This is a genomic window from Sphingobacterium suaedae (assembly GCF_042684625.1).
GTDB classification, from domain to species: Bacteria; Bacteroidota; Bacteroidia; order Sphingobacteriales; family Sphingobacteriaceae; genus Sphingobacterium; species Sphingobacterium suaedae.
Genome location: NZ_JBHULR010000003.1, coordinates 303,599 through 316,668 on the forward strand (window position 1 = coordinate 303,599; position 13,070 = coordinate 316,668).

A 13,070-nucleotide genomic window follows, 5' to 3' on the forward strand; every position below is an offset into this window, starting at 1 on the left:
ACAAGTTAAATTAAAAATAATGAAAAGAAGAACTGTAATAAAAACCCTAGGAATGGCTATTCCGTCGTTTTGGTTAAGTAAAGCGATTGCGCGTTCAAAGATACATGCCAATGCGCCTATAGCTAAAATAGACTTTAAACCGGACTGGAAATCCCTTGAGCAATATGTGGTTCCGGAATGGTTCCGCGACGCGAAGTTTGGTATTTGGGCACATTGGGGCCCTCAGTGTCAACCTGAGCGAGGAGACTGGTATGCGAGAGGGATGTATCAGGAAGGAAGCGATCAATATAACTATCATGTGCAAAAGTACGGTCATCCATCAACATTCGGCTTCAAAGATGTGATCAATGAATGGCAAGCAGAGAAATGGGATCCCGAAATGTTGCTGGACCTTTACAAGCGTGCTGGGGCTCAATATTTTGTTGCTCTCGCCAACCATCACGATAACCTCGATCTTTATGATAGCAGCCATCAGCCTTGGAACTCCACCAAAGTGGGACCAAAAAAAGATTTGATAGCGGGTTGGGCAAAGGCAGCCAAAAAACGTGGTTTACGTTTCGGTGTTAGTGTTCACGCAGCGCATGCATGGACTTGGTACGAAACAGCGCAACGCGCAGATAAAAAAGGCCCTCTCAAAGATATTCCCTATGACGGAAAAATTACAAAATCTGATGGCAAAAATAAATGGTGGTCTGGCCTTGACCCGCAAGATCTCTATGCACAAAACCACCCCTTAAGTGAAAATAGCGGAGACGATGGAATGATTCATCGCCAATGGCATTGGGGTAATGGCGTAAACGTGCCTACCAAGAAGTATTGCAATAATTTTTACGACCGGACGGTTGAGCTTATTGATAAGTATGAACCTGACTTAGTTTATTTCGATGATACGGCACTCCCTTTATGGCCGATAGACGACGCCGGTTTAAGGATTGCAGCCCATTACTACAATATCAGTCAACAAAAGCATAATGGCAAACTGGAAGCTGTAATTAATGGGAAAATTCTCGATGATCAACAGCGAAAATGTATGGTTTGGGATATTGAAAAAGGTCAAAGTAATCAGATAGAGAAGGAGCCTTGGCAAACGTGCACCTGCATCGGTGCATGGCATTATGATCGACGCATTTATGAGAATAAAAATTATAAAAGTTCCAAGACGGTTATCCACATGCTAGCTGATGTAGTGAGTAAAAATGGAAACCTTCTTTTGAGCGTGCCGCTAAGAGGGGACGGTTCCATAGATTCGGAAGCTATCGAGACGGTGGAAGGGATTGCTTCTTGGATGAGCATAAATAGCGAGAGCATAATCGGTACGAGGCCATGGAATCTATTTGGAGAGGGGCCTGCCATGGATAATCCTGCCCCATTAACGGCACAAGGATTCAACGAAGGAAAAAATAAGCCTTTTACGGCCGAGGATGTGAGATTCACTACTAAAGGAAATGTATTATACGCCATCGTAATGGGATGGCCGCAGACAGGAAATGTCTTGATCAAAAGTGTAAAGAAAGATAATTACCGAGCTAATGAAGTACAGCTTTTAGGAGAAAAGAATAAAGTCAGATTTAAGCAAACAGTCGATGGTTTAGAATTGATATTTCCGGAAGATATAGATAAACAGCGACCAGCCTATGTGTTTAAAATCACGTAAACATAAAAACTAGGCTTTTATGAAATATATCTATATTTGACAATAAGATCAGACGCCTGACTTTGCAGGTGTCTGATCCTAAATTTTTATTTCTCCCTGTAAATATCAATAGTGCACAATGGTCATTTTTATTCCCACAGCTAAAATGCACATGAAATTACAGATTTAAAAGATTTCAAATACGTTCTTTATAATTTTTTCTGTACTGAAGTTAGTTTCCAAGTTGCCATTCTTTATATGGCTAAATGCTTCCGTTATCGGGAAATTGATTTATAATTCCATATAATTATATACAAAGATTTATACGGTAATTAAAGAGAAAACATTCGTTTGATATTTAATTTGAGCCTCCAATGACGTTTTGCTTATTAACTTTATATTTTAATTTTTCGACAAGTTCTCCAATGCTACCAGATCTATTGTTCTTAAAAGCTAAGTTTGTATATATAGTAGCGCATTCCTTACTTGATTTTTTCAGTTCCTGCCATTCATTCCACAATTTGTCATAACGTGCAAGTACAGCAACAAGTTTCGTCAAACCCAATTTTCAAATCCGGACTGAGCCAATTGATCCACAATTGGCAAAGTTTTTAATCCTAATTCGGCGGAATCTCGGGAAAGACTTTTTTTGCTGCCTAATTTATTTTCAACAACATACTCAATTCAGTTGTCAGCATTTTTTCACTGATCCCAGTAACAGTTCTTTTCAATTCACCGTACCGCATTACACCGTCATTGATTTGGAACAACATCAATAATGTCCATTTACAAGCTAAGTTAACGATGCTCTAACAGGGCAGTTATCATTGCAAGGTCGATTTGTTTTTAAGTTTTTTTTATTGATAGTCAGTATTTCTAACCATTTAGTAAGTACCAAACTATTAAGTAAGTACTTGTTCAAAGGTGGGTATTAGAGTACTTTTGTATAAATATTATCTCAAAATAAAGAGCGATGACACAAATAGAAATTAACAAACAGATAGCTATTACTGCTTACCAAAGAATTTTTGGAGATTTAGATATCACTGGAGTGGATGAATTGATGAGTAAGGAGTTTATACAGCATAATCCAACCCTTCCTGATGGTCCCGAAGGCGTAAAAGCAGTTGTACGAATGCTTGCCGCGCAAGGAGTACCAAAACAAAAAGTTGTGTTTAAACACGTTGTGGCAGAAGACGATTTAGTTATCCTTCATTCCCGTACGGAGATGGGGGCAAAAGAATGGCGGTTTATCGATATATATCGTATTGAGGATGGGAAATTGGCTGAACATTGGGATGCAATGATGCAAATGCCAGATTCACGAGCAAATAACAACCCAATGTTCTAATTTAAAATCGTACTATAAATGAAAATTCACCAAATACGAAATGCCACGCTAATTGTTGAATATGCAGGAAGGAAAATATTGATAGATCCAATGCTGTCTGATAAAGGAACATTGCCCGCGTTTATTCCGGCTAAAAATTGGACTTTCAAAAAGAACCCTTTAAACGAATTACCTTACGCTAAAGAAGAAATCATCAAAGATATTGACTTTGTATTTGTAAGCCACCTGCATCCAGATCATTGGGATAAAGAAGCTATTCATATTTTGCCAAAAGCGGTTAAAATATTTGTTCAAGATCACATCGATAAATCGAAAATAGAAAAGTCAGGTTTTTCTAGTGTCGAAGTTCTTGGTGAAAATTCTTCATTTGGCGATATAAAGCTGAGCAGAACAAAAGCCCAACACGGGAGAGGCTATATTTTGAAAATTGCAGGATGTGTTTGCGGCTTAATACTAAAACACCCAACTGAAAAAACTCTGTACATAGCAGCCGATACCGTTTGGTACAAAGGCGTCCAGGAAGCCCTTGATAAACACCAACCAGAAATAATTGTCTTAAACGGTGGTGACAACCAATTCGCTTTCGGTGGACAGGTCATTATGAATAAAAATGATATTTATGAAGTCCATAAGGCGATTCCAAATGCCACAATTGTGGTAAGTCACATGGAAGGCGTAAACCACAATACGCTTACACGAAAAGAATTGAAGGAATTTCTTTCTGAAAAAGGAATAACCGATAAAGTGAACGTGCCTGGAGATGGGGAATCATACACATTTTAATAAATTAAACGTAAAAATAGAAAATGAGAATATTAGTATTTGGAGCTACAGGCTCGCAACAATTCAACGTAATAGGCGAAGCAAAGAAAAAAGGTGCAGAAGTAATTGCTGCGACAAGTTCAGAAAATAGTTTTGAAAAGTTGGTTCAGGCAGGAGCAACGCCGGTTTTGGCAAATTTAGCTGATAACGATAGAATTAAAGAAATCACTAAAGGTATTGATGCAATTGCCTTTATGATACCTGTATCGCTTCCCAATCCTTCTGATGGTTTGCAATATTCGAAAAATGTCATTGATGCAGCTAAAGCAAATTTAGTAAAAAAAATTGTGTGGAATACAAGTGGCTGGTTAGAAACCAAAAAGATGGGTTCTCCAGTAGACGATGTGAAATTGGATGTTAGAGATTATTTAAAAAATAGTGGTGTGGATTATGTAATCATCGAACCAACCATTTATATGGAAAATATGATGGGACCATTTTGCGCTCCCTTCATCACAAATGAGAAAAAATTAGCTTATCCTACACCAGAGGCAATGCCCATTGGTTGGATAGCTTCCAGGGATGTGAGTGCTTTTGTGGTTGAAGCTATTTATAATGAAAATTTAAAAGCAGATAGCTTTAAGATCAGTGGATTGGAAAATTTAAAAGGTAATGATTTGGCCGCAGCATTTTCTAAAGGTGTAGGCGAGGAAATCGCTTATTATTCGCAGAAACCGAAAGAATTTGGCGATATATTAAAACCAATGGTGGGTGAAGCTGGAGCAAATAGCGTTGCAGCTTATTATGAAAATCTTCAGAACTCAACTGGATACCCTCCAAAATTCAATCCTCAAATGAACGAAATACTGGAAAAGCTTCCTGTAAAAATGACCTCTTTAGCGGAATGGGCAAAAGAGAATAAAAATTATTTCATCAAATAAACAATCTTTAGATGAAAGCGAAAGAAGTAGTCGCCTCATACTTTGAGGCGTTGGACAAAATTGATTTAGAAAGTGCACTTTCATCATTTACTCCAGACACTAAGTGGTGCCAACCGGGAGACAATCAGTTTGCGGGATTGAAGAATAATCTAAATGAAATTATCCAAATGTTTCAAGGCATAATGAGACATACATCTGGAAATATGCAGGTTAGACCAAATGGACTAGTGCTTTGATGGCTAACGGGAATTTAGTTTCATTTTCAGCACGTTTTAGCGGTAAAATTGGTGAAAGAACTGTGGATATGAATGGTGTTGATCTGTTTGAAGTGGTGGATGAAAAAATCGTAGAGGTTTGGTTGTTTTCTGAAGATCAAGCTGCTGAAGACGAGTTTTGGGGAAATAAATTCTATTAAAATTTGGAAAAGAGACGGTAGGTTTTAAAGCTTTACCGTCCTTTTTTATCTATGAGCCGAATGAGCCATTAGTAGCAAATAAAGTATTCTTGTATATCCCAATCGAATTAATGTTAATAATCTATTTATGGAAATTTTAAGATCATTCGGAAACAAGAAAATCGGCTATTTAGATTTTGACACCACTAGTCGAGTGAGTGGTTTTTCATTACCATGCCGCAAATCGGACGACTGCTACATCATTCTTTACGCACAAGCGGGAAGCTCCGTAATTACTGATTTTATTGAGTATAAAACAGAACAGGATACTCTGTTTTTTTTCAGTGTCGGACAACATTTTCAAATTGAGGATAATAGCAAAGGGGCACTGCTTTATTTTAACCCAGAGTTTTATTGTATTGCGTTCCACGACAAAGAACTAACATGTGACGGAATTCTGTTCAACAATGTTTTTGAAACGCCGTACATTACATTAACTGATGACGAAAATCGTTCATTCGGCAGGATTGCTGACGATATAAAGCAGGAATTGAGTAAAGATGATTATTGGACAGAAGAAATGACAAGAACGAAATTGAAGGAGTTGATCATCACAGCAAGTAGAGCGTGGCTTATTAGGTCGCCTGAACAAAACAGATTGGGAACAGTAGAAGATGCGATAACTAGAAGATTTAGCCATTTGGTTGAAGAAAATTACTATCGATATCATAGAGTTGCACAATATGCGGAACTACTTCATATCAGTGCCAAAACTTTGTACAGAAAAATCGTAGATGAAAAAGAAACATCGCCGAATGCCATTATCAAAAGCAGAATAGTACTGCAGGCGAAAAGATTGCTCGTCAATACAGACCTTACTATAAAGGAAATTGCTGCCCAGCTCGGATATGAAGACCAATCTTATTTTGTGCGTTTTTTTAAAATTCAGACTGGAAAACCTCCGATTGAATTTAGAAAAGCTATAAATGATACTTAAAGCCTTGATAAAATGTCCTGCATATTTTTCTTATCTGAGGCAAGTCTTTATTTACATTTAACAACAATCATAGATTGCAGTAGCTCAAATCGGTGAAAAGAGGTTTTTCGTTCACGTCGCTGCACATGTTTCTTTTTATCATTGTATTTTGAATATCATTTATTAATTGGGTTCGAAAATTCCTTGTTGTTTAAAATTTCTCATCGGTCAGTGCATATAGAAATGACTCGATATCTTCACCTTTTGGTCTGTATACCCACTTGGCCATTGTTCTGGTATAATGCAGCATCGGTGAAGCCGTATCCTTGATACCAAAACGGTAAGAGGGAGTACTTCATCTATTGTTTTGAAGCGCACGTAATGCATTTGGTAAGCTAACCATTATATTGGGTAGTGTTGGCGTCTTGAAAGCACCTAAGTCTCGATAAGCGCCCTCATACGGTCCATCTGAAAGGACTGGATTGTAAGTCGTAATAGTTCTCTATCTGTTATTTCATGGCTCCTTCATGCTGCTTTTATTAGAAAAATATTGTACAAAATATGCTATTTCTTACCTTTGTATAGGTACTTATCTATATGTTTAGTACATGTTAAATAGTTAGAATTTATTATCAATGGAAAAAGACTTAAAAACGAATCCACCTTGCGATGATAACTGCCCTGTTAGGGCATCGTTAACTTTACTAGGTGGTAAATGGACATTAATGATATTGTTCCAAATCAATGACGGTGTAATGCGGTACGGTGAATTGAAAAGAGCTGTTACTGGGATCAGTGAAAAAATGTTGATACAAGAATTGAATATGCTTGTCGAAAATAATTTAGTCAGCAAAAAAGTCTATCCCGAAATTCCCCCGAAAGTAGAGTATACGTTAACTGATTTAGGATTGAAGACCTTGCCTATTGTAGATAAATTGGCTGAATTCGGACTGGATAATTTAATTAAAAAAAGTCGGTATAAAAACGCAAACATCAAATAATGACGTATCAATAATGACTCGTATTTTTGGTGTTGTTGCCCATTGATCAAGTTATTAGTTTGTCTAAAAGTTTCACGAAATAGTATGGATAAGAATAAAATTCTACAGCCAGTCCAATATATAAGAATAATATATGCCCTTAAAAAAGATATTGAAGAATGGGCTGAAGCTAATTTGCAAGACCTATGGCCAGGCAAGTTTCAACTATCCTATATGCAAGTGCTGATATATATCGACGAAGAGGGGACTACAAATAAATTGTTGGCTCAACAGGCACAGATTTCAAAGCAGGCAATGAGTCGCATCATCTCAAATATGATAGAAAAAAATATCATTGAAGTAAAGCCCATTGAAGCGGATAAAAGGTATTCAAAAATCACTTTAACTGACCTTGGAAAAGAAATTGTCAGAGAATCCCATTTACGTTTTAGCAAATATATTGAAACTATTTCCGAAGATGGTGATTGGAAATCCATTGTTAATAGTCTGACCGCTCTTTCTTCGCTTCTCAAAAAGTAGTACATCCTTTGGCCTTGTCATATTAATGTAATAACACATGAATATAGTAAGCATTGTTGACTAATATTAGTCAACAATGCTTACTATTGTACAATTAATTTGTACAACGATGCCAAGAATTAAAATCAAAAGAACAGCACCAAGTGTCGATATGACAGCAATGTCGGATGTAACATTTCTCTTATTGAACTTCTTTGTAATGACGGCAGTATTCAAAATGCCAGAACCCATCCCTATAGATGTTCCTGCCTCAGTGGTAACGGAAAAAATGCCCGACGAAAATTTCGTAATGATAACTGTTAGTAATGATGGAAAGTGTCTTTTATCTTTTGCGGAAAGAGATGTAAAAGAACACAGTTTGGATATTATGATTGAAAAATACAATATTCGACTGACGCCGGAGGAAAAGGAAAAATTTCTAGCATTGGAAACTTTAGGTGTTCCGCTAAAGCAGCTAAAGCAATTTTTATCTTTATCTACCGCTAAACATTTGGACAAAGCATTTAATCCCGGTATCGCAGTCGATACCACAACTAATATGTCAAACGAACTTTTTAATTGGATTTCTACAGCAAGAAAAGTAAACTATGGTCTGCACGACGATCAATTGAAGATTTTAATAAAGGCAGACGGTAATGTAAAATTTCCGGCGGTAAGTCGGGTCATTGAAACATTACGTAATCAAAAAGCGAATAAATTCAGTTTTATTACAAGTTTAAAGAGTGAAGCATAATCGCCAATCATTAAAATATTCCTATCTATGTTTGATTATGTAATACGATTCTATCGGTTAATGACATTTTTTTTATTAGGAATATGTACTATTGTGGTCCTGTTGTTTCTACTTTACACTTGTTATTTACAAAATCACACTGATTTTTCAAATGGATTGAAGCATGGTTTATCAATAGTAACAATCCTTATTATCCGTGAAACACATGTTTTTATGCGTGGGCAATCAATATTGTTTGACCCTATAGAAATAACATCTGGCATCGTAAGTTCTGAAAAAGCGAAGGGACAATCAGTTCTGAAAAGTTTAAGAATAAAGATTATGATCTCGTGTGTCATAATCTTAATAATGGGTACACTGATTTTACTGGATGCATATCCTGAAAATTCATATCTCAAAGGAATAACAATAGCCTTATTTACTTCTGCAATACTGTTTTTACTGGTATCGACCATTATGTTGGTAAAATATTTTTACTATGTAAGCAGACTTTCCAAAAAAGAGAAAAAAGGTAAAAGATGATTTCGATATTTAAATCAAGTGTGATAAATAAGAAAGAAATAGAAACATTTAAATCGTTACTTGACTCATATTATGAAATTGCAAAATGGCGTTTTGATCTTAAAGACTGCGACAATATTTTGCGCATTGACAGTATGAACCAAATTACTGAATGTATAGTTGAAATTTTGAGAGATAATGGTTAGAGCGCGAGGAGTTAGAGGATTTAGCGATAGGAAGGACAGCCAATAAGAACGAACCAAAATAAATGATGGGTAAAATGTCCTATACAATGATCTCTATATCCATTGTATGAAATTTTAAGAGCTTGTAACTTTATATCATAAATAATATATAAAGATTAAGTTTATGGAAACAAGGATTAAAGCCGTTTGGCAAGGAAGTTTTAAAGAAGGAAAAGGACAGTTTAATGTAACTGATTCCGCAATAAATAATACAGCTTTCAAACCTTCATTTGCTAAAGACAATGAAAGTTTTACAAATCCGGAACAATTACTGGCTTCCGCTCATGCTGCTTGTTATACAATGACGTTGAGTTACATCCTGTCAGAAAACGGATTTTCTGCTGATAATCAAATTGAAACAACCGTCTCATTAGCGCTGAACAACAATGTAATTACAAAATCAATTTTGACTTTACAAGCCAAAATTGCTGATATTACGGAGGAACAGTTCCAAAATTTTGCATTGAAAGCCAAAGAAATGTGTCCCGTGGGTAATGCCCTTAATGTTGAAATTAGTTTAGAAGCTACTTTGGTATCATAAAAACAGTTATAACCAAAGGTTTAACTTGTTACAGAACTAATCTATTTGAAATAATTAAAAAATCCCTTAAATGAAAGTAGAAATCTGGAGTGATGTAATTTGTCCGTTTTGTTACATCGGAAAAAGAAATTTTGAAGCGGCTTTAGAACAATTTGCAGATAAGAAAAACATTGAAGTAATCTGGAAAAGTTTCCAATTGGATACTACAATTCCAGAAGTTGCTACGGAAAGCTATGCCGATTATTTGGTGAAACGAAAAGGAATGGCTGTAGAGCAAGTCCAGGGAATGTTGGCTAATGTAACACAAATGGCAACGCAGGTAGGATTAGATTATCATTTAGATCAATCCGTAATTGTTAATTCGCTAAAAGCCCATCAGTTGATACAATTTGCAAAATCAAAAAATCTGGGTAACGAAGCTGAAGAACGTTTGTTCAAAGCATTTTTTATTGAAGGAAAAAATATTGCTGATACAGAGACCTTAGCACAATTGGGTAAAGATTTCGGTTTGGACGAAAGCGAAATCAAAACCAATTTAGAGGACGAAAAATACAAGTATGAAATAGCTCAGGATATCCAGGAAGCCCAAAATATAGGAGTTACGGGTGTTCCATTTTTTGTTTTCGATCGAAAATATGCAGTTTCGGGTGCTCAACCGGCAGAAGCTTTTTTAGAAACTTTGAGCAAGTCTTTTGCCGAATGGCGAAAGTCTAATCCTGAATCTGTGTTAGAAATTACAGAAGGAAAAAGTTGTACGGTTAATGGTAAGTGTTATTAACTTTATAAGTCACAAATACTCTTCTTTCTAAAAAACAACAAAACAATGTTAGATATGTACCGAATGTTTGTTGTTCCAGAAGGCAAGTCGGGCGAAAAAGGAGCCAAGGTGATGGTAGATTTAGGTGATGCAATGGCTCGTGAAGTTATCGCACTTCTTGGCCTTAAGGAGGAAGACCGTGTAATTGAAATAGGATTTGGACCGGAAATAGGTCTGGAAACTTTGGCAAAAACGGTATCGCAAGGTACTATTGTAGGAATTGATCCTTCCGAGTTAATGCATCGGCTTGCCAGTGAGCGTAACAAAGATTCTATAGTTTCAGGAAAAATCACTCTTATAAAAGGAACTGTAGCAAATCTACCTTTTGATGATGATTATTTTAATGGTGCAATCGCGATGGACAATATGCATTTTTGGAACTGACCGTTGAATGGATTAATCGAACTCAAACGTTAACCCAGGAGATTATCCTGGATCACGGTTTGAGTGTCACCGGAGCCTGCAAATTGACAGGGATGTGCCGTTCACAATATTACTATGTTAGTAAGAAAGATGACAGTGCAGTCATATCTGCATTAGATGATGTGTCCGCGAAACATCCTGTATATGGATTCCGAAAACTTTACGCTTATCTGCGCAGAGCGGGGAAGCCCTGGAATCACAAAAAAGTTTACCGGGTGTATAAGCTGCTAAATATGAACAAGAAGAGGCGTGGCAAACGTCGTTTACCTGCTCGGGAGAAACAGTCTCTGGAACAACAGGCCAGCATTAATCAAAAATGGAGCATGGACTTTATGAGCGATAGCTTGGCAAGCGGAAATAGGTTTAGAACTTTTAATGTGATGGATGACTGCTCCCGTGAGATATTGTGTATCGAAATAGCTACTTCTATTTCTTCTTTGAGGGTAACACGGACACTTGAACAAATCATAGACTGGCGGGGCAAACCGCTCTGTCTACGCGTAGATAATGGCCCCGAATTCACCAGTCCTCATTTTGAGCTCTGGTGTAAAGATCAAGGCATCGCTATTCAATTTATCCGGCCCGGTAAGCCTATGCAGAACGGCTACATCGAACGGTTCAACCGAAGTTATCGCAAAGAAATTTTGGATGCTTATTTATTTTTCAACTTGTCAGAAGTAAGAGAACATACCCAGGCATGGATGGATGAATATAATAACAACAGACCCCATGAAGGTCTTGGGAATCTCACACCAACGGAATTATCAAAAAATATTAGACACCAACAACAAATAAATCAATTAGTAACGTAAATTAGAAAAGTCCAATATCAGCTGTCGGAAAAATGGGGTACTTACAAACGGTTTCGAAACTGGCCTTTTATGTCTAAGAACAAAAAATACCCGATTGATAGAAGGCTGTATATGCATTTATTATTGATCCAGAAATTTCTCTTGCGTATTGAGAATAGTGCCTTTGAATCTTTAAATCTATATTTTCACTGTATTGTTAATGCGAGTATATTATGAAAAAATGCCATTAATATTCTCATGGTCATTTCTAACGAAGTAGTGTTCATCCGCCTCGAGACAAAATCATTCGTCTTCCAGAGGCTAATGAGATGTGGACTTTCAGCGCAAGCATAGACAAGAAAAGTATTGATACATCTCCTGTCAATCATTTTATGAAAAGAAGCATTCAACTATCTAAAGCACAATCGGTGCTACCATTTTGATAATTTGGATATAAATAAAGTACCTTTGTACTGATAAAAACGTAGAATTGAAATCGCGTGATTTCGGTTTTATCTTTAATAATAAAGGAGAGAAATAGTTGAAAACAATAAAATTTAACAAGACAGAATGTGGCGTGGATTTTCCGCTCAACGTACTCCCTTCTGATGAAGTCGCTGAAGCATATATTGGTCAGAAATTGTTTAACACAGATTATTTTGAAATCATTTTTATCAGGAAAGGCAGCGGTCAGCTTACACTTAACTACCAAAAAATAAATATAGAGGACAACAGTATTATTTTTATTTCCCCTTTTCAAAAACGTCAATGGGGTGTTAATGAAGATAATCTGGAATTTACGTCCTTGGTTTTTCAAGAAGATTTTCTAAATGAATTTTTCTCTGATAAACTATTTACCTACCGTTTATCGTATTTCTATCAGTTGGAGTTTCCATTAAATATGCAGGTTGAGAAAGAAAACATGGATATGTACTGTGTTTTGTTATCAGAGATTAAAGAAGAATTACGGAAAACCAGAATAGACAGTGTGCATATCATCCGTTCCCTGATCTATTACCTTTTACAGAAATTGAACAGAGTGTATGCCGAAAAGCATCAATTATCATTAAAAAATCAAGACACCAATTATGCGTTTCAATTCAAAAAACTGATAGAAACAAATATCGAACATAAACAGCGAATCAGCGATTATACAGATCTAATGGGTATCAGTCGTATTACCCTAAACAAATCGGTAAAAGAACAGTTCAATTTGACAGCAACGGATTTGTTAAAACAAAGATTGCTAATAGAAATCAAAGATTATCTCATTCATTCTGAGTTGACTATTTCTGAAATAGCTTATAAACTCAATATTTCAGAACCCAACCATTTAATGCGTTTTTTTAAGAAGCAAACCGGGATGACAACCAGCGAATTTTTAGCCAATTATCAAAATGGTATCATTTCGTAATGGTTTGGTATGATCGGTCATGACGGTG

The 13,070-nt window shown here is 36.3% G+C and carries 16 protein-coding genes; 15 read left to right on the top strand and 1 reads right to left on the bottom strand.

All coding sequences use genetic code 11. The annotated features are described in order from the left end of the window. Nucleotides 1–19 precede the first annotated feature (19 nt). On the top strand, nt 20–1,654 hold the full coding sequence (locus ACFSR5_RS04665) for an alpha-L-fucosidase (protein WP_380901212.1): 1,635 nt from the start codon (nt 20–22) through the stop codon (nt 1,652–1,654). Nucleotides 1,655–2,289: 635 nt separating this feature from the next. Here the strand turns inward: ACFSR5_RS04665 and ACFSR5_RS04670 are convergent. Further along, nucleotides 2,290–2,439, bottom strand: coding sequence for a winged helix-turn-helix transcriptional regulator (locus tag ACFSR5_RS04670; RefSeq protein ID WP_380903173.1), 150 nt, complete (start codon nt 2,437–2,439; stop codon nt 2,290–2,292). A gap of 167 nt (nt 2,440–2,606) precedes the next feature. Here ACFSR5_RS04670 and ACFSR5_RS04675 point away from each other — a divergent pair, with 167 nt between their 5' ends. From ACFSR5_RS04675 to ACFSR5_RS04740, 14 genes are all read left to right on the top strand, one after another. After that, the gene (locus tag ACFSR5_RS04675) at nt 2,607–2,984 is read left to right on the top strand and encodes a nuclear transport factor 2 family protein (RefSeq protein ID WP_380901214.1); all 378 of its coding nucleotides are present in this window, start codon (nt 2,607–2,609) and stop codon (nt 2,982–2,984) included. Between the two features lie 18 nt (nt 2,985–3,002). After that, nucleotides 3,003–3,767, top strand: a complete 765-nt coding sequence (locus tag ACFSR5_RS04680; protein ID WP_380901216.1) for an MBL fold metallo-hydrolase — start codon at nt 3,003–3,005, stop codon at nt 3,765–3,767. Nucleotides 3,768–3,790: 23 nt separating this feature from the next. Beyond that, a complete protein-coding gene (locus ACFSR5_RS04685) occupies nt 3,791–4,687 on the top strand; it encodes an SDR family oxidoreductase (RefSeq protein WP_380901218.1) in 897 nt (298 codons plus the stop codon). Between the two features lie 11 nt (nt 4,688–4,698). Beyond that, complete coding sequence (locus ACFSR5_RS04690; protein ID WP_380901220.1) at nt 4,699–4,923, top strand: hypothetical protein; 225 nt, start codon at nt 4,699–4,701, stop codon at nt 4,921–4,923. Then, on the top strand, nt 4,923–5,102 hold the full coding sequence (locus ACFSR5_RS04695) for a hypothetical protein (protein WP_380901222.1): 180 nt from the start codon (nt 4,923–4,925) through the stop codon (nt 5,100–5,102). Before ACFSR5_RS04690 ends, ACFSR5_RS04695 begins: the two co-directional genes overlap by 1 nt. Nucleotides 5,103–5,229: 127 nt before the next feature. Further along, nucleotides 5,230–6,078, top strand: a complete 849-nt coding sequence (locus tag ACFSR5_RS04700) for a helix-turn-helix domain-containing protein (protein WP_380901224.1) — start codon at nt 5,230–5,232, stop codon at nt 6,076–6,078. 614 nt (nt 6,079–6,692) lie between these two features. Then, the gene (locus tag ACFSR5_RS04705) at nt 6,693–7,058 is read left to right on the top strand and encodes a winged helix-turn-helix transcriptional regulator (protein ID WP_380901226.1); all 366 of its coding nucleotides are present in this window, start codon (nt 6,693–6,695) and stop codon (nt 7,056–7,058) included. 84 nt (nt 7,059–7,142) lie between these two features. Beyond that, entirely contained in the window at nt 7,143–7,577 is a 435-nt protein-coding gene (locus tag ACFSR5_RS04710; protein WP_380901228.1) for a MarR family winged helix-turn-helix transcriptional regulator, read from the top strand. Between the two features lie 109 nt (nt 7,578–7,686). Continuing rightward, entirely contained in the window at nt 7,687–8,310 is a 624-nt protein-coding gene (locus ACFSR5_RS04715) for a biopolymer transporter ExbD (protein ID WP_380901230.1), read from the top strand. An 870-nt stretch (nt 8,311–9,180) separates the two neighbouring features. Then, nucleotides 9,181–9,597: an OsmC family peroxiredoxin gene (locus ACFSR5_RS04720; RefSeq protein ID WP_380901232.1), complete on the top strand. Its 417-nt coding sequence runs from the start codon at nt 9,181–9,183 to the stop codon at nt 9,595–9,597. Between the two features lie 70 nt (nt 9,598–9,667). Then, entirely contained in the window at nt 9,668–10,375 is a 708-nt protein-coding gene (locus ACFSR5_RS04725; protein WP_380901234.1) for a DsbA family oxidoreductase, read from the top strand. A 45-nt stretch (nt 10,376–10,420) separates the two neighbouring features. Then, nucleotides 10,421–10,798 carry a class I SAM-dependent methyltransferase gene (locus ACFSR5_RS04730; RefSeq protein WP_380901236.1) on the top strand — a complete coding sequence of 126 codons (378 nt, stop codon included), beginning with the start codon at nt 10,421–10,423 and terminating at the stop codon, nt 10,796–10,798. Continuing rightward, on the top strand, nt 10,789–11,649 hold the full coding sequence (locus ACFSR5_RS04735) for an IS3 family transposase (protein WP_380901238.1): 861 nt from the start codon (nt 10,789–10,791) through the stop codon (nt 11,647–11,649). Before ACFSR5_RS04730 ends, ACFSR5_RS04735 begins: the two co-directional genes overlap by 10 nt. Nucleotides 11,650–12,169: 520 nt before the next feature. Then, nucleotides 12,170–13,042 carry an AraC family transcriptional regulator gene (locus ACFSR5_RS04740; RefSeq protein ID WP_380901240.1) on the top strand — a complete coding sequence of 291 codons (873 nt, stop codon included), beginning with the start codon at nt 12,170–12,172 and terminating at the stop codon, nt 13,040–13,042. The last annotated feature ends 28 nt before the right edge of the window (nt 13,043–13,070 follow it).